This window comes from Pseudomonas sp. WMBT8, assembly GCF_050916005.1.
Classification (GTDB): domain Bacteria; phylum Pseudomonadota; class Gammaproteobacteria; order Pseudomonadales; family Pseudomonadaceae; genus Aquipseudomonas.
This window is the reverse complement of sequence record NZ_CP188096.1, coordinates 5,549,361-5,571,392: the sequence shown is the minus strand read 5'-3', so window position 1 is coordinate 5,571,392 and position 22,032 is coordinate 5,549,361. Positions and strand designations below refer to the sequence as shown.

Annotated in this window: 19 protein-coding genes; 13 read left to right on the top strand and 6 right to left on the bottom strand. The window is 61.8% G+C overall.

Going from position 1 to position 22,032, the window contains the following annotated elements:
* Positions 1-112 precede the first annotated feature (112 nt).
* A complete protein-coding gene (locus tag ACO77H_RS25460) occupies positions 113-559 on the top strand; it encodes a response regulator (RefSeq protein ID WP_169953748.1) in 447 nt (148 codons plus the stop codon).
* A gap of 128 nt (positions 560-687) precedes the next feature.
* A complete protein-coding gene (locus ACO77H_RS25455) occupies positions 688-1,077 on the top strand; it encodes a hypothetical protein (protein WP_432754709.1) in 390 nt (129 codons plus the stop codon).
* Between the two features lie 66 nt (positions 1,078-1,143).
* On the opposite strand, the gene ACO77H_RS25450 is transcribed toward ACO77H_RS25455, so the two are convergent.
* Positions 1,144-3,321, bottom strand: coding sequence for a malate synthase G (locus ACO77H_RS25450; RefSeq protein ID WP_432754708.1), 2,178 nt, complete (start codon positions 3,319-3,321; stop codon positions 1,144-1,146).
* A gap of 480 nt (positions 3,322-3,801) precedes the next feature.
* On the opposite strand from ACO77H_RS25450, the gene ACO77H_RS25445 reads away from it, so the two are divergent.
* Positions 3,802-4,320, top strand: coding sequence for a glycine cleavage system protein R (locus ACO77H_RS25445; RefSeq protein WP_057440288.1), 519 nt, complete (start codon positions 3,802-3,804; stop codon positions 4,318-4,320).
* A 222-nt stretch (positions 4,321-4,542) separates the two neighbouring features.
* Here the strand turns inward: ACO77H_RS25445 and rarD are convergent, their stop codons facing one another.
* The 4 genes from rarD to ACO77H_RS25425 all read right to left on the bottom strand — a co-directional run bounded on the left by rarD (position 4,543) and on the right by ACO77H_RS25425 (position 8,258).
* Positions 4,543-5,427 carry an EamA family transporter RarD gene (gene rarD, locus ACO77H_RS25440; protein WP_128593318.1) on the bottom strand — a complete coding sequence of 295 codons (885 nt, stop codon included), beginning with the start codon at positions 5,425-5,427 and terminating at the stop codon, positions 4,543-4,545.
* Between the two features lie 163 nt (positions 5,428-5,590).
* Entirely contained in the window at positions 5,591-6,565 is a 975-nt protein-coding gene (locus ACO77H_RS25435; RefSeq protein WP_032858595.1) for a serine/threonine protein kinase, read from the bottom strand.
* A gap of 125 nt (positions 6,566-6,690) precedes the next feature.
* Positions 6,691-7,455: a TOBE domain-containing protein gene (locus ACO77H_RS25430; protein ID WP_169953845.1), complete on the bottom strand. Its 765-nt coding sequence runs from the start codon at positions 7,453-7,455 to the stop codon at positions 6,691-6,693.
* A gap of 65 nt (positions 7,456-7,520) precedes the next feature.
* Complete coding sequence (locus ACO77H_RS25425; protein WP_432754707.1) at positions 7,521-8,258, bottom strand: ComF family protein; 738 nt, start codon at positions 8,256-8,258, stop codon at positions 7,521-7,523.
* Positions 8,259-8,350: 92 nt separating this feature from the next.
* Here ACO77H_RS25425 and bioB point away from each other — a divergent pair, with 92 nt between their 5' ends.
* The 10 genes from bioB (at position 8,351) to ACO77H_RS25375 (ending at position 20,737) form a co-directional block, all read left to right on the top strand.
* The gene (gene bioB / locus ACO77H_RS25420) at positions 8,351-9,406 is read left to right on the top strand and encodes a biotin synthase BioB (protein WP_169953757.1); all 1,056 of its coding nucleotides are present in this window, start codon (positions 8,351-8,353) and stop codon (positions 9,404-9,406) included.
* Between the two features lie 156 nt (positions 9,407-9,562).
* Positions 9,563-10,741 (top strand): 8-amino-7-oxononanoate synthase, encoded by a 1,179-nt coding sequence (bioF, locus tag ACO77H_RS25415; RefSeq protein WP_170042208.1) that lies wholly within the window; start codon positions 9,563-9,565, stop codon positions 10,739-10,741.
* Positions 10,734-11,465 carry an alpha/beta fold hydrolase gene (locus tag ACO77H_RS25410; RefSeq protein WP_432754706.1) on the top strand — a complete coding sequence of 244 codons (732 nt, stop codon included), beginning with the start codon at positions 10,734-10,736 and terminating at the stop codon, positions 11,463-11,465. Before bioF ends, ACO77H_RS25410 begins: the two co-directional genes overlap by 8 nt.
* Positions 11,458-12,270: a malonyl-ACP O-methyltransferase BioC gene (gene bioC / locus ACO77H_RS25405; RefSeq protein WP_432754705.1), complete on the top strand. Its 813-nt coding sequence runs from the start codon at positions 11,458-11,460 to the stop codon at positions 12,268-12,270. Before ACO77H_RS25410 ends, bioC begins: the two co-directional genes overlap by 8 nt.
* Positions 12,267-12,947, top strand: coding sequence for a dethiobiotin synthase (bioD, locus tag ACO77H_RS25400; RefSeq protein WP_169953763.1), 681 nt, complete (start codon positions 12,267-12,269; stop codon positions 12,945-12,947). The genes bioC and bioD overlap by 4 nt, the downstream gene beginning before the upstream one ends.
* A 107-nt stretch (positions 12,948-13,054) precedes the next feature.
* A complete protein-coding gene (locus ACO77H_RS25395; protein ID WP_169953764.1) occupies positions 13,055-13,336 on the top strand; it encodes a pyrroloquinoline quinone biosynthesis protein PqqE in 282 nt (93 codons plus the stop codon).
* 286 nt (positions 13,337-13,622) lie between these two features.
* The gene (locus ACO77H_RS25390) at positions 13,623-15,428 is read left to right on the top strand and encodes a phenylacyl-CoA dehydrogenase (protein WP_029296902.1); all 1,806 of its coding nucleotides are present in this window, start codon (positions 13,623-13,625) and stop codon (positions 15,426-15,428) included.
* Positions 15,429-15,635: 207 nt separating this feature from the next.
* Entirely contained in the window at positions 15,636-16,928 is a 1,293-nt protein-coding gene (locus ACO77H_RS25385; protein WP_169953765.1) for a GGDEF domain-containing protein, read from the top strand.
* A gap of 90 nt (positions 16,929-17,018) precedes the next feature.
* Complete coding sequence (locus tag ACO77H_RS25380; protein WP_432754704.1) at positions 17,019-18,803, top strand: acyl-CoA dehydrogenase C-terminal domain-containing protein; 1,785 nt, start codon at positions 17,019-17,021, stop codon at positions 18,801-18,803.
* A 155-nt stretch (positions 18,804-18,958) separates the two neighbouring features.
* Positions 18,959-20,737: an acyl-CoA dehydrogenase C-terminal domain-containing protein gene (locus ACO77H_RS25375; protein ID WP_169953767.1), complete on the top strand. Its 1,779-nt coding sequence runs from the start codon at positions 18,959-18,961 to the stop codon at positions 20,735-20,737.
* Positions 20,738-20,964: 227 nt separating this feature from the next.
* Here the strand turns inward: ACO77H_RS25375 and ACO77H_RS25370 are convergent, their stop codons facing one another.
* Positions 20,965-21,885 (bottom strand): LysR family transcriptional regulator, encoded by a 921-nt coding sequence (locus ACO77H_RS25370; protein ID WP_169953768.1) that lies wholly within the window; start codon positions 21,883-21,885, stop codon positions 20,965-20,967.
* Positions 21,886-22,032: the final 147 nt, after the last annotated feature.

Sequence of the window (22,032 nt, the reverse complement as noted above, 5' to 3'; positions counted from 1 at the left end):
AACCCCGTAGATCTCCCACTAGGAAATCTATCCGACGAAGTGCACATTGTTCGCCCTTCCGGCGATGTCTGACTTCTGTGCTGGGAGATTGAGAGAAACTGCCGAGAAATCTATGCCCGACCAAGATATTTTGAGTGATGCCGAGCGCGAGGCGCTGAGCGCCGTGATGCTGGAGCCTGATCTACCGCCGCAACGGGTGCTGATCGTCGATGACGATAAAGACGCCCGTGAACTGCTGGCGGAAATTCTCGGGCTCGATGGCATTCGCTGCATGACGGCGGACAGTGGCGAGGCGGCATGGCAACTGCTCAATTCCAGTACCTCCATCGGGTTGTTGATCACGGATCTGCGCATGGCGCCCAGCAATGGCCTGGAGTTGATCCGAAAAGTGCGTGGCTCCACCCGCGCGGCGTTGCCGATCATCATCATGTCGGGGGATGCCGAGGCGCCGGATGTTATTGATGCGATGCATTTGAGCGTGGTGGACTTTTTGCTCAAGCCGATTGATAGCGTGAAGTTGGCGAAGATGGTCAAGCGCGAGTTGGGGATGGCTCCGTAGCCGAGGGACCGTTGGTCGGCACTGTCAGATTTCACAGTATCGGGTGTTTGAGGGGGGCCTGTTTAATCGTTGAGAGGGTGCTGGTTTGGGACCGGTGCCCCAACTAATGAAGCGAACAGGAGTTCACCATGAGTAATGCATGTAATGGCACCACAACAGTCGAAGCGAATATCTCGGCGCGTGTAAATGGACACGATAACCTTTTTTATCCGAATCAATTTTCTGGCTCGTCATCTGGGGTGCTGCTGGTCGCGACCAGTGATACTACGCACCTGGGAATTAGCTACGGCCAGACCCTGGGGCAGGGGACTCATACGTTGCCGCATACGCAATTTCAAATAGATTATCTGGATCCTGCTGGACGCACATTTACTCACTCGGTTGGAGGCACTATCCAGGTGAAAGTGGTCGGTAATGTGCATTCGGGCACGTTGACCGGCGTTACAGTTGATGGAACGGGTTCTGGGGCTGGCTCGCAGGCCGTAATTTCGGGTACCTACGTCATTATTGTCAGTTAAGTCTTGCTACACGGCCTATAAAAAGCCCCGGCCATATGACCAGGGCTTTTTCATTTCAGTGACCCGTTACAAACCATTCCTGGCCTTGAACTCACGCCGCCGACGATGCAACACCGGCTCGGTATAACCATTGGGCTGCTGGGTCCCTTCAATCACCAACTCCACCGCGGCCTGGAACGCGATATTGCTGTCGAAGTCCGGGGCCAGCGGACGGTACAGCGCATCCCCGGCGTTCTGCCGATCCACTACCGGCGCCATGCGCTTGAGGCTTTCCATGACCTGGGCCTGGCTGACCACGCCATGGCGCAACCAGTTGGCGATGTGCTGGCTGGAGATACGCAGGGTGGCGCGGTCTTCCATCAGGCCTACATCGTTGATGTCCGGCACTTTCGAGCAACCCACGCCCTGGTCGATCCAGCGCACCACATAACCGAGGATGCCCTGGGCGTTGTTGTCCAGTTCGTTGCGGATTTCTTCCTCGGACCAGTCGGTATTCTGCGCCAGGGGGATGGTGAGGATATCGTCCACCGAAGCGCGTTCGCGCTTGGCCAGTTCGGCCTGGCGGGCAAAGACGTCGACCTTGTGATAATGCAGCGCGTGCAGCGCAGCGGCGGTCGGCGACGGTACCCACGCAGTGTTGGCGCCCGCCAGCGGGTGCGCGATCTTCTGCTCGAGCATCGCGGCCATCAGGTCGGGCATGGCCCACATGCCTTTACCGATCTGCGCACGGCCCTGCAGGCCGGTGCTCAAGCCGATATCGACGTTCCAGTTTTCGTAGGCGCCGATCCACTTTTCGGCCTTCATCGCGGCCTTGCGCACCATCGCGCCAGCTTCCATGGAGGTGTGGATTTCGTCGCCGGTACGGTCGAGGAAGCCGGTGTTGATAAACACCACGCGCTCGCTGGCCGCCTTGATACAGGCCTTGAGGTTGACCGTGGTGCGGCGCTCCTCGTCCATGATCCCGACTTTCAGGGTGTTGCGCGGCAGGTTCAGCACGTCTTCGATGCGCCCGAACAGCTCGTTGGTGAACGCCGCTTCTTCCGGGCCGTGCATTTTCGGCTTGACGATGTACACCGAGCCGGTGCGGCTGTTCTTGCGGCTGTTGTTGCCATTGAGGCTGTGGATCGCGGCCAGGCTGGTGATCAGGCCGTCGAGGATGCCTTCGGGCACTTCATTGCCCTGGGCATCGAGGATCGCGTCGATGGTCATCAGGTGGCCAACGTTACGCACGAACAGCAGCGAGCGACCATGCAAGGTCACCGCGTTGCCATCGACACCGGTGTAGGTGCGGTCGGCGTTCATGGTACGGGTGAAGGTCTTGCCGCCCTTGGCCACTTCTTCGGTCAGGTCGCCCTTCATCAGGCCGAGCCAGTTGCGGTAGATCACCACTTTGTCATCGGCATCGACGGCGGCCACCGAGTCTTCGCAGTCCATGATGGTGGTCAGCGCGGCTTCCATCAGGATGTCTTTGACGCCGGCGGCGTCGGTCTGGCCGACCGGGGTGCTGGCGTCGACCTGGATTTCGAAATGCAGGCCGTTGTGCTTCAACAAAATTGCGATGGGCTGGGCGGCATCGCCCTGGTAGCCGATCAACTGGGCATCGCTGCGCAGGCCGCTGTTGCTGCCGCCCTTGAGGCTGACTATCAGCTTGCCATCGACAATCTTGTAGCCGGTGGAGTCGACATGGCTGCCGGCGGTGAGCGGTGCGGCTTCGTCGAGGAACGCACGGGCGAAGGCGATAACCTTGTCACCGCGCACCTTGTTGTAGCCCTGGCCTTTCTCGGCGCCGTTGGCTTCGCTGATGGCATCGGTGCCATACAGCGCGTCGTACAGCGAGCCCCAGCGGGCGTTGGAGGCGTTGAGGGCGAACCGCGCATTCATCACCGGCACCACCAGCTGGGGGCCGGCCATGCGGGCGATTTCGTCATCGACGTTTTGGGTGGTCGCTTGGAAATCCGCCGCTTCTGGCAGCAGGTAGCCAATATCTTGCAGGAAGGCTTTGTAGGCCACCGCGTCGTGGGCCTGGCCGGCGTGGGTCTGGTGCCAGGCATCGATCCGCGCTTGGAAATCGTCGCGTTTGGCGAGTAGGGCTTTGTTCTTCGGTGCCAGGTCGTGGATGACCTTGTCGGCACCGGCCCAGAACTGGTCGGCGGTCAGGCCGGTACCGGGAATGGCTTCGTTGTTCACGAAGTCGAACAGGACTTTGGCGACCTGCAGGCCACCGACTTGAACGTGTTCAGTCATTGCTTGCCTCACTCTGCGGAGCTAATTCGCTTTTCAGCTTTTCAATTTACCAATGAAGCCTCTGGCCATTTAAACCACAAACCCAAGGCACCAGTACATGCCATCAACGGCGGCTGGGCGGTTCCAATCAACGGCGCAAGGCTTGCTGACGGGGTGTTCGGGGTTCTGACGGCGCCTGGGCAGACATCGACCTAACGTTATGTAGTGCGCGCCGAGGCATACTACATGATGAGTTGCGGTTGTGAAAATTAGACTAAATACGTCGTTTAACGACCCACTTTGGTTGTACGGTCACAGCGGGGCATGGGATGTTCTCAAAAAACCAATGGATTGTTCCAGATAAATATAAAAATGGTACACGATTTGTTTTTCTTCACTGCCATGGGATCAACGCGGAAGCTGGCTTGCCTGCGATGGTTCCCGGCTCCTACATGAGCACATCTGCCTATACTGGCTAATCCATAAAAGAGGGCTGTTGCCATGGACCATCTCGTACTCACCGTGATCGCCGCCGACAAACCCGGCGTGGTCGAACGTGTTGCCCACTGCATTGCCGAGCGCGGTGGCAACTGGCTGGAAAGTCGCATGGCTCATATGGCCGGGCAATTTGCCGGGATCCTGCGGGTCAGCGTGCCGATGGAAAACCGCAGCGAGTTGGTCAGCGCTCTGGAGGATTTGTCTACCCATGGCATCCGTGTGCTGGTGGGCGAGAGCAGCGGCGCGCAGGCATCGGCGAGCAAGCCGATCCTGATGACCCTGGTGGGCAATGACCGGCCGGGGATCGTGCGCGAGATCACCGCACTGTTGAGCAAGCAAGGGGTCAACCTGGAACGCCTGAGTACCGACGTGCGCCCGGCGCCCATGAGCAGCGACCCGTTGTTTCACGCCGAAGCTGCGTTGGCCGTGCCGTCCAGCCTGGCGCTGGACACGCTGCAAGCCGCCCTGGAAACCCTGGCCGATGATTTGATGGTGGAGTTGCAGCTGCGCAGCGAGGAATAACCGTCCACAGGGTTGTTCATGGAAATCTTGCATGGGCCTGTGGATAAGCTGTAGAGACCCGGCGCCAGGCCACGCCGGCCGTGGCTTGTGGCGCCTTGAGCAAAAAACGAGCAATTTCAACGGCTTGTGCACAAACGCCGGGGATCAGGTTGTGGATAACCTTGGGGTGAAACCCTGCAAGCCACACCGGCCGTGGCTTGTAGGGTTTTGTACGTTATTTGATCAGCGTTTGCGCAGGCTGAGCCACGCATCAACGCTGTAGACCGCCAGCCCCGCCCAGATAAACACAAAGGCCACCAGGCTGGCTGGCGTCATGTGTTCGTCGAACAGCAGTACCGCCTGCAGCAGCACCAGGGTCGGTGCCAGGTACTGTAGGAAACCGAGGGTGGTGTAGGGCAAATGCCGCGCCGCAGCGTTGAAACACACCAGTGGGATCAACGTCACCGGGCCTGCAGCCACCAGCCACCAGGCTTCGGAAGTGCTCCAGAACGCTAGGTTGGCACTATGGGCGGTGGGGTTGAGCAGCAGCCACGCCAGGGCGATCGGCACCAGCATCCAGGTTTCCACCACCAGCCCGGGCAGCGCCTTGACCGGCGCCTGCTTGCGGATCAAGCCGTAGAAGCCAAAGGTCAGCGCCAGCACCAGCGAGACCCACGGCAGACTCCCCACCTGCCACACCTGTTGCGCCACACCCACGGCGGCCAGCCCGACGGCCACCCATTGCAGGCGCCGCAGGCGCTCGCCAAGCAGCAGCATGCCCAGCAGCACGTTGACCAGCGGGTTGATGTAGTACCCCAGGCTGGCTTCGAGCATGCGCCCACTGTTGACCGACCACACATAGGTCAGCCAGTTGCCCGCGATCAACGAGCCGCTCAACGCCAGGATCGCCAGGCGCTTGGGGTTGTCCCGTAGTTCGCGCCACCAGCCGGGGTGTTTCCACACCAGCAGCAGCAAACCGCCGAACAGCGCCGACCACAGCACGCGGTGGACGATGATTTCGGCAGCCGGCACGCTGGCGATGGCTTTGAAGTAGAGCGGGAACAGGCCCCAGATGACGTAGGCACTCAGGCCCAGGATGTACCCGCGACGCGGGTTGGCGGCTTGCATGCAGAATCCTTGCTTAGGCAACTAACAATGCGGCGATTGTAAGGATGTTTGTCAGCAAATGTGTGCTGAAAACTCAATCGCCACAAAACTTGCCGGCGATGGCGCCCTCGGGTTGGGGGGGCTGTTGAGGATGCCATCGCCAGCAAGCCGGCTCCTACCGGGGTCAGAACAATTTCAGGGGTTCTTCGTTGAGTGCAGACAGTTGCTCGCGCAGCGCCAGCACCTGGTCGCCCCAGTACCGTTCGCTGCCGAACCACGGGAAGCTGTGGGGGAACGCCGGGTCATCCCAGCGCCGCGCCAGCCAGGCGCTGTAGTGCATCAGGCGCAGGGCGCGCAGGGGTTCGATCAGCGCCAGTTCGCGGGGATCGAAATCGTGGAATTCCTGGTAGCCGTCCATCAGTTCCGACAGCTGCCCCAGGCATTCCTGCCGATCGCCGGCCAGCATCATCCACAGATCCTGCACCGCCGGGCCCATGCGGCAGTCGTCGAGGTCGACGATATGGAACATCTCGTCGCGACACATCATGTTGCCGGGGTGGCAGTCGCCATGCATGCGGATGTTCTTGTGTGGCGTGGCGCTGTACACATCCTCAACGCGCTTGAGCAGGTCGCGGGCCACGGATTCGTAGGCGGGCAACAGGCTCTTGGGGATGAAATTGCCCTCGAGCAAGGTGTTCAGGGAGTCATGGCCGAAGTTCTTCACGCCCAGGGCTTCGCGGTGCTCGAAAGGGCGGGTGGCGCCGACAGCATGCAAGCGCCCAAGCAACTGCCCGAGGCGGTACAACTGATCGAGATTGCCTGGCTCCGGCGCCCGGCCACCACGGCGGGGGAACAGGGTGAAACGGAAACCCGCGTGTTCGAACAGGCTTTCGCCGTTGTGGATCATCGGCGCCACGACCGGGACTTCGCACTCGGCCAGTTCGAAGGTGAAGCGGTGTTCTTCGAGGATTGCCTCGTTGGTCCAGCGCTGGGGCCGGTAGAACTTGGCGATCAGCGGCTCGGAGTCTTCGATGCCGACTTGATAGACACGATTCTCGTAGCTGTTGAGCGCCAAGACGCGGGCGTCGCTGAGAAAACCGATGCTTTCGACAGCGTCGAGAACCAGGTCGGGGGTCAATGTTTCAAACGGGTGGGCCATGCGAACTCCTGCGCGCAGCAGGTCGCCGCGTCCGGCCGGGTATGGTAGCGCACCGGGCCGTGGATAGGTGGCGCGTGTGCCATCGTGTGGGAGCGAGCTTGCCCGCGATGAGCCCTGAAGATCAGCTAAACCGGCGTGCCCAACAACACATTGCTCGGCGCAAACTGCACCTGAACCTGCGTGCCTTCACCCGCCCCCAGCGCCTTGAGCTGCTCGGGCGCTGCCAACGCGCACAGCACCAGGCCACTGGGCAAGACAATACGCACCTCACTGGGCCCATCATCGGCATCAAGGATGGCCTCGACCTGGCCGCCCATGCAGTTAAACCCAGGCATCGGCGCCTGGTCAGCCGCGATCAGCTCCAGCCAGCCAGCCTTGATCAAGGCCACTACTTGCGTACCGGTTTCCAGTTCCAGGCGCAGGGTGCTGTCATGGGTGATCTGTGCATCGAGGGTCAAGCCACCGGCCAGTTCCAGGCGTACTCGATCATTGCGGCCGTGGCTGTCGATGGCGACCACCTGGCCATGCAATTGATTACGCGCGCTGGTGCGCAGCATCAGGCGGCCCAGCAGGTTGAGGTCGCTGGCGTCTTCGGCGGCTTCCAGCACCTGGGCTTGCAGGGTTTGCAGGCGCTGATACAGGCGCAACACCCGCTCACCTTCTGCCGAAAGTCGCGCACCACCGCCGCCCTTGCCGCCGACGCTGCGCTCGACCAGGGGCTTTTGCGCCAGGTTGTTCAGCTCATCGATGGCATCCCACGCGGCCTTGTAGCTCAAGCCGGCACTTTTTGCGGCGCGGGTGATGGAGCCTTGCTCGGCGATATGTTGCAGCAAGGCGATGCGCTGCGGGCGGCGGACAATATGTTGGCTCAACAGGGACGGTAAAGGCATGGCGAACGGCTGCACACTGGCTTGGAATACCCGGGACGTTGCGGGCACGCGCCGCCAGAGTCAAGTCATGTGCCGGGCTTGGGCGTGCGCGCCAGGCAATACACGTCGACCTGGCGCGCGCCGGCCTGCATCAGCAGGCGGGCCAGGCTGTGGGCGGTGGCGCCGGTGGTCAGCACATCGTCCACCAGTGCCAGGTGCTGGCCCTGCACCTGCGCGCCGGGGGCCAGGGCAAAGGCCTTGAGCAGGTTGCGCTGGCGCTGTTTGGCGTCCAGCTGTTGCTGGGCAACGGTGTCATGGGGGCGCAACAGCAGGTGTTCATCCAGGGGCAGGTCCAGGTCCCGGCTCAGCCAGCGGGCGAGCATGGCGGCCTGGTTGTAGCCGCGTTGGCGCAGGCGTTTGGCGGCCATCGGCACCGGGAGTAGGCGGTCGGGGCGGGCCAGTTCGGCGTTGTCGAAGCGGTCTTGCAGGCATTGGCGCAACAGGCTGGCCAGCATCTGCCCCAGCGGCCATCTGCCCTGGTGCTTGAAGCGGCTGATCAGGCTGTCCAGCGGAAAGCCATAGGTCCAGGGCGCGACCACTTGCCTGAATGCGGGCGGCGAGCGCTGGCATTGGCCGCAGACCAGCCCGCTGATCGGCAAGGGCAGGGCGCACACCTCGCAGCCGTCCGTCAGCCACGGCAGGTCGATTTCGCAGGTATTGCACAGGGTCGCGGCTGAATGTGTGGCTTCGTCGCAGAGTAGGCACATCTGGTTGCTTTTTAGCCAGATGTAAACCTCATGTTTGTAGTCAGGTTGACAGTGCATGAATCTTCCTTAAATATGCCGAGCATCCGTGTCGTGCCTGTGGGTATTGCCCTACCCACAGCGCTTGCCCAAGCATAAACAAGGAATCGCCCATGAGCGCCAGCCTCACTGCCACCTTGCGTCACGACTGGTCTTTGGCCGAAGTCAAAGCCCTGTTCGTCCAGCCGTTCAATGACCTGTTGTTCCAGGCGCAGACCGTGCACCGCGCGCATTTCGATGCTAACCGCGTGCAGGTGTCCACCTTGCTGTCGATCAAGACCGGCGCCTGCCCGGAAGATTGCAAATATTGTCCGCAGTCGGGCCACTACAACACCGGCCTGGAAAAGGAAAAGCTGATGGAAGTGCAGAAAGTCCTCGAAGAGGCTGCGCGCGCCAAGGCCATCGGTTCGACCCGCTTCTGCATGGGCGCGGCCTGGAAGCACCCGTCGGCCAAAGACATGCCTTACGTGTTGCAGATGGTCAAAGGGGTGAAGGCCATGGGTCTGGAAACCTGCATGACCCTCGGGCGTCTTGACCAGGACCAGACCGAGGCCCTGGCCCAGGCCGGCCTGGACTACTACAACCACAACCTGGATACGTCGCCGGAGTTCTACGGCTCGATCATCACCACCCGCACCTACAGCGAGCGCCTGCAAACCCTGGCGTATGTACGTGATTCGGGGATGAAGATCTGCTCGGGCGGCATCCTCGGCATGGGCGAGTCCCTGGACGACCGCGCCAACCTGCTGATCCAACTGGCCAACCTGCCGGAGCATCCGGAGTCGGTACCCATCAACATGCTGGTCAAGGTGGCCGGTACGCCGCTGGAGAATGCCGAGGATATCGACCCGTTCGACTTTATCCGCATGCTCGCCGTGGCGCGCATCCTGATGCCGCAATCCCATGTGCGCCTGTCTGCTGGCCGCGAAGCGATGAACGAGCAGATGCAGGCCCTGGCATTTTTTGCCGGTGCCAACTCGATCTTCTATGGCGATAAATTGCTCACCACATCCAACCCGCAGGCGGACAAGGACATGCAACTGTTCTCGCGCCTGGGCATCCTGCCCGAAGCCCGCGAAGAACATGCCGATGAAGTGCACCAGGCGGCGATTGAGCAGGCGTTGGTCGAGCAGAAAAGCAGCGAGCAGTTCTACAACGCTGCCGTCTGAACCCCATCTCCCTATTGGAATGCAATCCAAATGTGGGAGCTGGCTTGCCTGCGATAGCGACCGATCAGTCACCTGATTGATCGACTGACCCTGCGCTATCGCAGGCAAGCCAGCTCCCACAGTGGGTCGGATTCAACCTGATTTATCGAGGCCAGCATGTCTTTCGATCTCGCCGCGCGCCTCGCTGCCCGCCGTACAGACCATCTCTACCGCCAGCGCCCGCTGCTGCAAAGCCCCCAGGGCCCGCAGGTGGTGGTGGACGGCCAGCCGTTATTGGCCTTTTGCAACAACGACTACCTGGGCCTGGCCAATCACCCGCAAGTCATCGAGGCCTGGCAGGCCGGCGCGGCCCGCTGGGGCGTGGGAGGTGGCGCCTCGCACTTGGTGGTTGGCCACAGCACCCCGCACCATGAGTTAGAGGAAGCGCTGGCCGAGTTCACCGGGCGCCCGCGTGCGCTGCTGTTCACCACCGGTTACATGGCCAACCTCGGTGCCGTCACCGCCTTGGTGGGGCAGGGCGATACGGTGCTCGAAGACCGGCTCAACCACGCGTCCCTGCTGGATGCGGGTTTACTGTCCGGTGCGCGCTTCAATCGCTATCTGCACAACGATGCGGTCAGCCTGGCCAAGCGCCTGGAAAAGGCCTGCGGCAATACCCTGGTGGTGACCGACGGCGTGTTCAGCATGGACGGCGACCTGGCGGACCTGCCGGCCCTGGTCCGCGAAGCCCGGGCCAAAGGCGCGTGGTTGATGGTGGATGACGCCCATGGCTTCGGACCGCTGGGCGCCACGGGCGGCGGGATCGTCGAGCATTTCGGCCTGAGCCAGGAGGATGTGCCGGTGTTGGTCGGCACCCTGGGCAAGGCCTTTGGCACCGCCGGGGCGTTTGTGGCTGGCAGTGAGGATCTGGTCGAAAGCCTGATCCAGTTCGCCCGCCCGTACATCTACACCACCAGCCAACCGCCGGCGCTGGCCTGCGCGACCCTGAAAAGCCTGGCGCTGCTGCGCAGCGAGCACTGGCGGCGCGAGCATCTGCGCACGCTGGTCCGCCAGTTCCGCCAGGGCGCCGAACAGATCGGCCTGGCGTTGATGGACAGCTTCACGCCGATCCAGCCGATCATGGTTGGCGACAGTGGCCGGGCGATACGCCTGTCACAGATGCTGCGCGAGCGCGGGATCATGGTCACAGCCATCCGCCCGCCCACGGTGCCGGCCGGCAGCGCGCGCTTGCGCGTGACCTTGACCGCCGCCCACAGCGAGGCGCAGGTACGACTATTGTTAGACGCATTGGATGAGTGTTTCCGCTTGTCAGGCCGGGAGTCCGACCATGCGTGACCGACTGATATTGCTTCCCGGCTGGGGCCTGGGTGTCTCGCCGCTGGAGCCCTTGGCCGCCGCCTTGCGCGGTCTGGACGAGCGCCTGCGGGTGGATATCGAACCACTGCCGGTGCTGCCGGGCGGCGACCTGAACGAATGGCTCGACGAACTCGACGCCACCTTGCCGGATAACGCCTGGCTGGGCGGCTGGTCGTTGGGCGGGATGCTCGCCTCTGAGTTGGCGGCACGGCGCGGCGAGCGCTGCTGCGGCTTGCTGACCTTGGCCAGCAACCCCTGTTTTGTGGCGCATGAGGGCTGGCCCAATGGGATGGCGGCGCAGGCTTTTGATGGGTTCCTGGCCGGCTGCCATGCCGACTCGCAAGTCACCCTCAAACGCTTCGGCCTGCTGTGCGCCAAGGGTACGCAAGACCCACGGGGCATCGCGCGCTTGCTGGTCAGCAGCGCACCGGCTACCCCGTCCAGTGTATTGATGAGCGGCCTTGAGCTGCTCGCGCAACTGGACACCCGCGAGGCCTTGCAGGCTTTTCGTGGCCCACAGTTGCATCTGTTTGCCGGCCTGGACGAGTTGGTGCCCTGTGAGGCGGCCACTGACCTGTTGAAGTTACTGCCAGATGTTGAAGTCGGTCTGATTGAACAGGCCGGCCACGCTTTCCTACTGGATAACCCCCACGGAGTGGCGGGGGCGATCCAGGCTTTTTTGCATGAGTGCGGTGATGACTGATTTGTCCCATCCTCCACTGCCGGGCGCCTTGCCCGACAAGCGCCAGGTCGCGGCGTCGTTTTCCAGGGCGGCGGCCAGTTATGACAGCGTGGCCGCGTTGCAGCGTGATGTGGGCGGCGAGTTGCTAGGGCGCTTGCCGTCGGCGTTGCAGCCCCGGCGCTGGCTCGACCTGGGCTGCGGCACCGGGTTCTTCAGCCGCGCATTGAACCAGGCGTTTGCCCAGGGCCAAGGCCTGGCGCTGGATATCGCCGAAGGTATGCTCCATCACGCACGGCCCTTGGGCGGTGCCGAGCATTTTATCGCCGGGGATGCCGAGCGCTTGCCGCTACAGGACGGCAGCAGCGAGCTGATTTTTTCCAGCCTGGCGGTGCAGTGGTGTGCCGATTTTGCCGCGGTGCTCAGCGAAGCCCGGCGCGTGCTGCAGCCTGGCGGGGTGCTGGCGTTTGCCAGCCTGTGCGTCGGCACCCTGGATGAGCTGCGCGAAAGTTGGCGGGCGGCGGACGGGATGGTGCACGTCAATCGCTTCCGCCCGTTCAGTGCTTATCAACAGCTGTGTGCGGCCAGTGGCTTGCGTGTGGTGAGCCTGGAGCAGCGCCCCCATGTACTGCATTACCCGGATGTGCGCAGCCTGACCCACGAATTGAAAGCCTTGGGCGCGCATAATCTGAACCCGGGACGCCCGGGTGGCTTGACGGGCCGCGCGCGGATTGTTGCACTGGTGCAGGCCTATGAGCAGTTCCGCCAGGCTCAGGGCCTGCCGGCAACCTATCAAGTCGTGTACGCCGTATTGGAGAAACCACTATGAGCGCTGCCTATTTCATTACCGGCACCGACACCGATGTCGGCAAGACCACCGTTGCGGCCGGCCTGCTGCACGCCGCGCGGCAAGCGGGCAAGAGCACGGCCGCCGGCAAGCCGGTGGCCTCGGGCTGTGAAGTGACGCCCCGTGGCTTGCGCAACGCCGATGCCCTGGCCTTGCTGGCCGAGTGCTCGTTGCCGCTTACCTATGCCGAGGTCAATCCACTGGCCTTCGAGCCCGCCATCGCGCCGCACCTGGCGGCCCGTGAAGCTGGCGTGGCGTTGACCGTGCAGGCCCTGCTCAAGCCGATGCAGCACATCCTCGAAAAACACGCGGATTTCACCCTGATCGAAGGTGCAGGTGGCTGGCGCGTGCCGCTGGCTGACCAGGACAACCTGTCGGACTTGGCCAAGGCCTTGCAGCTACCGGTGATCCTCGTGGTGGGCGTGCGCCTGGGCTGTATCAATCATGCATTGTTGAGCGCCGAAGCCATCGCCCGGGACGGTCTGCCGTTGGCGGGCTGGGTGGCCAATATCATCGACCCGAAGACCTCCCGTCTGGAAGAAAACCTCGCCACCTTGGCCGAACGCCTGCCGGCGCCGTGCCTGGGCCGGGTGCCGCGCCTCAAGCAGCCCACGGCCGAAGCGGTGGCCGAGTACCTGCAACTGGACTTGCTTGATTAGTTTTTCCTAGCGACAAGGCATTATGCCATTAGTGTTATTGACGGGCCTTTTGCCAGATTGTCTGCTTCAATAAGGGCTCACGATTGATTGCAAGGCAGGTGCACGCCATGGACATCTCTGGAAGTAGCGCGTTTTATTCGGGCCTGAACACTATCCAGGCCGGGCAGAACCGCGTCGACCAGGCCGCCGGCAAAATTGCCAGTGCCGCCACCAGCCAGCCTTCGGATGCGCAGAATGACCGTTTGCAAGCGGTCAATCGCGGCCAGCCGACCGACTCGGCGAGCAATATGGTGGAACTGGCCGAAGGCAAGTTCCAGGTGGAGCTGGGCGCGAAAGTCGCCAAGGCTTCCGACGAAATGCTCGGCACATTGATCGACACCTACGCCTGATCCCCCTGACTCTCCTGTAGCAGCCGGCTGGCCGGCGATCGCGGCCTGCCTGGCACACCGCAATCGCCGGCCAGCCGGCTCCTGCCATTTTTCCCCCTGGAAATCCTGTGCGGCATCACGCTGCAGGCCTCGTCGCGCCTGGCGTTGACCTGCGTCATGACAAACGGCAGCCGCTGGGCGCTTGACAAGGATTGGTCGTAAACGTATGTTTCAAACAACTGTTTGACCGCTACAACAAATCCACGCGGTTGTTCATTCCAGGATTCATCAGCAGAGGTTTATCGCTATGCCTGACTACAAGGCCCCCTTGCGTGATATTCGCTTCGTTCGTGACGAACTGCTCGGCTACGAAGCGCACTATCAGAGTCTGCCGGCTTGCCAGGACGCTACCCCAGACATGGTTGACGCCATTCTCGAAGAAGGCGCCAAGTTTTGTGAGCAAGTGCTGGCCCCGTTGAACCGCGTCGGTGACATCGAAGGGTGCACCTGGAGCGAGTCAGGCGTTAAAACCCCTACTGGTTTCAAAGAAGCCTACAAGCAATTCGTCGAAGGCGGCTGGCCGAGCCTGGCCCACGACGTCGCGCACGGCGGCCAAGGCCTGCCGGAATCCCTGGGCCTGGCCGTCAGCGAGATGGTCGGTGAAGCCAACTGGTCGTGGGGCATGTACCCAGGCCTGTCCCATGGCGCGATGAATACCATTTCCGAGCACGGCACCCCCGAGCAGCAAGATGCCTACCTGACCAAACTGGTCTCGGGCGAGTGGACCGGCACCATGTGCCTGACCGAACCGCACTGCGGTACCGACCTGGGCATGCTGCGCACCAAGGCCGAACCTCAGGCCGACGGTTCCTACAAAGTATCCGGCACCAAGATCTTCATCTCGGCCGGTGAGCACGACATGGCCGACAACATCGTCCACATCGTACTGGCCCGCCTGCCGGATGCTCCGGCTGGCACCAAAGGCATTTCGCTGTTTATCGTGCCTAAGTTCCTGCCCAACGCCGATGGTTCGGTGGGTGAGCGCAACGCGGTGTCCTGTGGTTCCCTGGAACACAAGATGGGCATCCACGGCAACGCCACCTGCGTGATGAACTTCGACGCGGCCACCGGTTACCTGATCGGCCCGGCGAACAAAGGTCTGAACTGCATGTTCACCTTTATGAACACCGCTCGCCTGGGTACCGCGCTGCAAGGCCTGTCCCACGCCGAGATCGGTTTCCAGGGTGGCCTCAAATATGCCCGTGACCGCCTGCAAATGCGCTCTCTGACTGGCCCGAAAGCGCCGGACAAGGCCGCTGACCCGATCATCGTGCACCCTGATGTACGCCGCATGCTGCTGACCATGAAAGCCTTCGCCGAAGGCAACCGTGCGATGGTGTACTTCACCGCCAAGCAAGTGGACATCGTCAAATACGGCACCGATGACGAAGCCAAGAAACAGGCAGATGGCCTGCTGGCGTTCATGACCCCGATCGCCAAGGCGTTCATGACCGAAGTCGGTTTTGAATCCGCCAACCACGGCGTACAGATCTACGGCGGCCACGGCTTCATCGCCGAGTGGGGCATGGAGCAGAACGTTCGCGACAGCCGCATCTCGATGCTGTACGAAGGCACCACCGGCATCCAGGCCCTGGACCTGCTCGGCCGTAAAGTGCTGATGACCCAGGGCGAAGCGCTCAAGGGCTTCACCAAGATCGTGCACAAGTTCTGCCAGGCCAACGAAGGCAACGCAGCGGTCAGCGAGTTCGTCGCACCGCTGGCTGCACTGAACAAGGAATGGGGCGAGTTGACCATGAAGGTCGGCATGGCGGCCATGAAGGACCGTGAAGAAGTCGGTGCCGCCTCCGTGGACTACCTGATGTACTCCGGTTATGCCTGCCTGGCTTACTTCTGGGCCGACATGGCACGCCTGGCTGCCGAAAAACTGGCTGCCGGCACCAGCGAAGAAGGCTTCTACACCGCCAAGCTGCAGACAGCGCGCTTCTACTTCCAGCGCATCCTGCCGCGTACCCGCACCCACGTAGCCACCATGCTGTCGGGCGCCAACAACCTGATGGACATGAAAGAAGAGAACTTCGACCTGGGCTACTAAGCCTAGGCCGGTTCCCTGCCAAGCCGCCGCTCTTTCGGGAGCGGCGGCTTTTTTGTGGGAGGCTGAAAAAACCTGAGCGGCGCGCTCAGGGATTGCTCCTTGCTGCCGTTACAGTGATGGCAATGTGATGCAGGTCACATTGAATGTGCTTAACTGTGAGCAATGAAGGCACTATGCCATCTTTTTTTGTGGGTCGGAGCTTTACCCTTGTCGCGCGCGTCCGCTGTACGTTTCAGTCATTTCCTACCATCGTTGCTGTTATTGCTGGCGGGGTTGTCGGCTGCTTACGTCAAGGACCTCAGCGTTTTCTTCACCTCGCTGTTCAACGTCCTGCCGACCCTGGTGCTGTTGCTGGGCGGTGCCTATTGCGCGGTGTACCGTCGCCAGCGTGAACTGTTCCTGATGGTGACGGTGTACGTCGCCTACTTCCTGCTGGACACCCAGACCGATTTCTATCGTGACCATGGCCGCGTGCGCGAAGACGCCGCCGTGGTGTTCCACCTGGTGTGCCTGCTATTGCCGCTGCTGTTCAGCATCTATGCCTTGTGGCAGGAGAAAACCCACCTGTTCCGCGACTTTGTCGCACGCTGCGCGGTGCTGCTTGCCGTAGGCAGCGTGGCCCTGGGCCTGGAGCAGAGTTACCCGGGGCCGTTGCTCAACTGGCTGGCGGAGATTCGCTGGCCGGCGCTGCATGGCGCGTGGATGAGCTTGATCCAACTGTCGTACCCGATGTTCCTGCTGGGCTTTGTCGCATTGGCGGCGCAGTACTGGCGCGAGCCTCGGCCGCTGCACGCCGCGCAGTTGGTGGGGTTGCTGGGAATGTTCTGGATGTTGCCGCAGACCTTCATCCTGCCGTTCACCCTGAACATCATGTGCAGCCAGGTGATGTTGATGATTGCTGCGGGTGTGTCCCATGAGGCCTATCAGATGGCCTTTCGCGATGAACTCACCGGCCTGCCGGGACGCCGCGCCCTCAATGAACGCATGCAGCGCCTGGGGCGCAACTATGTGCTGGCGATGAGCGACGTCGACCACTTCAAGCGCTTCAACGACACCCACGGCCACGACGTCGGCGACCAGGTGCTGCGGTTGGTCGCCAGCAAACTGTCGAAAGTCAGCGGCGGTGGCCGGGCCTATCGGTATGGCGGCGAAGAGTTTGCCGTGGTGTTTGCCGGCAAGACCCTGGATGAATGCCTGCCGCACCTGGAAGAAATCCGCGAGATCATTGCCAACTACCACATCAAGTTGCGCAATCAGGACAGTCGCCCCCAGGACGACCACCAAGGTCGCCAGCGCCGTTCGGGCGGCGGCGATTCCAGTGTCTCGGTGACCGTGAGCATCGGCGTCGCCGAGCGCCAGGCCGAGCAGCGCACCCCGGAAGAAGTGCTCAAGTGCGCCGACCAGGCGCTGTACAACGCCAAGGGCGCCGGGCGTAACTGCGTGGTGGCGGCCGGCCAGAACCGCCGTGGCGCGGTGCGCATGCAGGGCGCTGCCGGTTGAGTGATGGTGATGTATTCAGCGCCTGTACAGTGATTGTCCGGGGCCCCTGGCGGCAGTAGGTTTAAACAATCTGCCGCCGGAGACATCACCATGCCTGCCTATAAAGCCCCCCTGCGTGACATGCGCTTTCTGATCGATCACGTGTTTGATTTCCCAGCTCACTACGCTGCCCTGGGGGCCACCGAGGCCAGCCCGGATATGGTCAGCGCGATCCTCGAAGAAGGCGCCAGGTTCTGCGAGAACGTGCTTGCGCCGTTGAACCGTCCGGGGGACGAAGAAGGCTGCCATTTCGACAATGGCGTGGTGACCACCCCCAAAGGCTTCAAGGAAGCCTTCGCACAATACGTCGAAGGCGGTTGGCACGGCCTGGCGGCGGACCCGGCCTACGGCGGCCAGGGCCTGCCGTCTTCCCTGGGCTTGGTGCTCAGCGAGATGATCGGCTCCAGCAACACCTCCTGGGGCATGTATCCGGGCCTGACCCACGGCGCCATGTCGGCGATCCATGCCCACGGCACCGCAGAGCAAAAAGACACCTACCTGAGCAAACTCACCGCCGGCCAGTGGACGGGCACCATGTGCCTGACCGAAGCCCATTGCGGCACGGACCTGGGCATCATCAAGACCCGCGCCGTGCCCCAGGCCAATGGCAGCTACGCGGTAACCGGCAGCAAAATCTTCATCTCCGCCGGCGAGCATGACATGAGCGAAAACATCATCCACCTGGTGTTGGCCAAGTTGCCGGATGCGCCTGCTGGCACCAAGGGTATTTCGCTGTTTATCGTGCCCAAGTTCCTCGCCGATTCCGGGGCGCGCAATGGGGTCAGTTGCGGCTCCATCGAACACAAGATGGGGATCAAGGCCTCGGCCACCTGCGTGCTGAATTTCGATGGTGCCGAGGGTTACTTGATTGGCGAGGCCAACAAGGGACTGAACTGCATGTTCACCATGATGAACCATGCGCGCCTGGGCACGGGCATGCAGGGGCTGTGCCTGGGGGAGGCGAGCTTCCAGGGCGCGATCAAGTACGCCAACGACCGCTTGCAGATGCGCTCCCTGACGGGCGCCAAGGCGCCGGATAAGCCGGCAGATCCGATCATCGTGCACCCCGATGTGCGGCGCATGTTGCTGACCATGAAAGCCTTCAACGAAGGCAACCGCGCCCTGACTTACTTCACCGCGCAACTGCTGGACACCGCACACCTGGGCGACGACCCGCAGCAACGCCAGGAAGCGGAGGATTTGCTGGCGTTCCTCACGCCGATCTGCAAAGCCTTTATGACCGAAACCGGCCTGGAAGTGACCAACCACGGCATGCAGGTGTTTGGTGGCCACGGTTTTATCCGTGAGTGGGGCATGGAGCAACTGGTGCGCGATTGTCGGATCGCGCCGATCTACGAAGGCACCAACGGTATCCAGGCCCTGGATTTGCTGGGGCGCAAGGTGCTGGGCAGTCAGGGCAAGTTGCTGCGTGGCTTTACCAAAATTGTGCATAAGTTTTGCGCGGCGCATGCCGAGCACCCGCAACTCAAGGCCCAGTTCACGCAGCTCAATGAGCTGAACCAGCAATGGGGCGAATTGACCACCAAGGTCGGCATGGCCGCGATGAAAAACCCCGATGAAGTCGGCGCCGCCGCCCTGGATTACTTGATGTACAGCGGTTACATCATCCACGCCTACCTGTGGTTGCGCATGGCCCTGGTGGCCCAGGCGCAGTTGGATGCGGGCAATGGCGATGGCGATTACGCCCGGGGCAAGCTGGCGACCTGCGAGTTTTATTTCAAGCGCCTGTTACCGCGCACCAGTGCCCATCGCGCGGCGGTGGAAGCGGGCAGTGACTGCCTGATGAGCCTGCCTGCCGAACTGTTCGCCTTGTAGGCGCCGGGTTACCGGCTCCTACAGGGAACGTTGTGACTGAAAAATACTTGTTGGTCACAAGCAGACCCTATGTGTCACAAAAGTTGTTCGGTTACACTCTGGGTCTGTGAAACCGATCCTACCGAATCACTTTTAACGTTCTCACGAGGTTTGCCATGGCTGACTACAAAGCGCCGCTGCGCGATATGCGCTTCGTCCTCAACGAAGTATTCGAGGTTGCCAAGCTGTGGGCGCAACTGCCGGCCCTGGCCGAGACCGTGGATGCTGAAACCGTCGAGGCGATCCTTGAGGAAGCCGGCAAAGTCACCGCCAAGACCATCGCCCCCTTGAGCCGCAGCGGCGACGAAGAAGGTTGCCGCTGGGACAACGGCGTGGTCACTACCCCGGCCGGGTTCCCCGAAGCCTACAAGACCTACGCCGAAGGCGGCTGGGTCGGCGTTGGTGGCGATCCAGCCTACGGTGGCATGGGCATGCCCAAGGCCGTATCGGCCCAGGTCGAAGAAATGATCAACTCCTCGGGGTTGGCGTTTGGCCTGTACCCCATGCTGACGTCCGGCGCCTGTGTGTCGATCAATACCCACGCCAGTGACGAACTCAAAGCCACCTACCTGCCGAATATGTACGCAGGGGTGTGGGCCGGTTCCATGTGCCTGACCGAACCGCATGCTGGTACCGATCTTGGGATTATTCGCACCAAGGCTGAGCCTCAGGCGGACGGTTCCTACAAGGTCAGCGGCACCAAGATCTTCATCACCGGTGGCGAACACGACCTCACCGACAACATCATCCACCTGGTGCTGGCCAAGTTGCCGGACGCCCCCGCCGGTCCCAAGGGCATCTCGTTGTTCCTGGTGCCCAAGTTCATGGTCAATGCCGATGGCAGCCTGGGCGCGCGCAACCCAGTGACCTGTGGCTCGATCGAACACAAGATGGGCATCCAGGCCTCTGCGACCTGTGTGATGAACTTCGACGAAGCCGTTGGCTACCTGGTCGGCGAGCCGAACCGTGGCCTGGCGGCGATGTTCACCATGATGAACTACGAGCGCCTGGGCGTCGGCATCCAGGGGCTGGCGACTGGCGAGCGTTCTTACCAGAACGCTGTTGAGTACGCCCGTGACCGTCTGCAAAGCCGTTCGCCGACCGGCCCCAAGGCCAAGGACAAGATCGCCGACCCGATCATCAACCACCCTGACGTGCGTCGCATGTTGCTGACCATGAAGGCGGCAAACGAAGGCGGCCGGGCGTTCTCCACTTATGTGGCGATGCAACTGGACACCGCCAAGTTCAGCGAAGACGCCGCGACCCGCAAGCGCGCGGATGACCTGGTGGCGCTGCTGACCCCGGTTTCCAAGGCGTTCCTCACCGACCTGGGCCTGGAAACCACCGTGCACGGCCAGCAGATTTTCGGCGGCCATGGTTACATTCGCGAGTGGGGCCAGGAGCAACTGGTGCGTGATGTGCGCATCACCCAGATCTACGAAGGCACCAACGGTATCCAGGCGCTGGACTTGATGGGGCGCAAGATCGTTGGCAGCGGCGGGGCGTTCTACACCCTGTTTGCCGATGAGATCCGCCATTTCATCAGCACTGCCAGCAGCGACCTGGCTGAGTTCACCCAGCCCCTGAGCGCTGCGGTGGACGAGCTCGACACCTTGACCGCCTGGGTGCTGGACCGCGCCAAGACCAACCCGAATGAAATCGGCGCGGCCTCGGTGGAGTATCTGCACGCCTTTGGCTACATGGCCTATGCCTACATGTGGGCGCTGATGGCCAAGGCGGCCTTGGGTAAAGAGGCCCAGGAAGACTTCTACGCCAGCAAATTGGGGACGGCGCGCTTCTACTTTGCCCGCCTGCTGCCGCGCATTAACTCCCTGAGCGCCTCGGTCAAAGCCGGCAGTGAATCGCTGTTCTTGCTGGACGAAGCGCAGTTCTAAGCGGGGGAGGGCGTGTAAGCATTCTCTTACGTGACGTGCTGCTAATCGTCCTCTATCGCCAGATTGGATCCACAGCTAATCTACTTCACATGGACGTCGCGCAGGAAGCGCAAAGCAACAACAGGGACACGTAGGATTCTGCCAGGGTGGCGGAGTGAAATGGATGTCAGGGAAACAGTCTGCAAAGCCCCGCTTCGGCGGGGTTTTCTTATTGCCCGCGAAAAAGTTCAGGCCAGCCCGTCTACTGTGGCCGTCGGCCCATGGGGACCGTTCATCACGTCTTCGAGCAAGGTGCGCAGCAACTCAAGCGTCGCCTGTTGCCGTTGTACATCCCGACACACCAGCCCCACCTTCAGCGGCACCCGTGGCTCGCTCAAGGGCTTCCACAACAGCGCTTGGCTGCTGTGTTCGTCCTGGGATCGGCCAGGCAGTACCGTCGCCAGTTTGGTATGGGGCAGGCTGTCGAGAATCCCCACCATGGTGTTCAGCTCCGCTTGGACCTGTGGCCGGCGCCCCAGATTTGCCAACTGTGCCTGCCAGATCTGCCTGACCTGGAACTCTTCCCCCAACAGCAGCATGGGCAGTTCCGCCGCTTGCTTGAGGGAGACCTTCTTGAATTCACGCAAGGGATGGTCGGATGGGATGACCACTTTCAGTTCATCTTCATACAGCAGCACACCGTGCAAACCGGGCTGGCGTGCCGGCAAGTAACTGATGCCGATGTCCAGCGAGCCGTTGAGCAGGCGGCGTTCGATCTCCAGGCCCGTCAACTCGTAGATCTGCACCACCAGGTGCGGCTGGGCCTTGCGTACCCGTTCCAGCATCTGCGGTACCAGGCTGGTATGCACGGTTTGCAGTACGCCGATGGCCAAGGTACGCAGCGCCTGGCCCTTGAAGTGGCGCAGGGCCTCGACGGCTTGCTGCATGCCATCGAGCAATGGCAGGGCGTGGTTGTACAAGGTGTGGGCAGCCAGGGTCGGCAACAGGCGTTTGCTGCTGCGCTCGAACAGGCTCACGTCGAGGTTCTGCTCCAACTGGCGGATTTGCTGTGACAAGGCCGGCTGGGAGATCGACAGGCGCTCTGCAGCCCGGCCGACATGGCCTTCCTCGTACACCGCGACGAAATAACGCAGTTGCTTGAAATCCATAAGTAATGCTTATCGAAAAAGCTGGAAAATCGAAATGGCTGTACGCCCCCAAGGCGCCTAGTCTAGCGCCTATTCACAGGGCTTACAGGGCCAAGAAGCGAGATGAATACCGTTTACAGCGATGGTGTTTACATAGGCAAGGCAAAA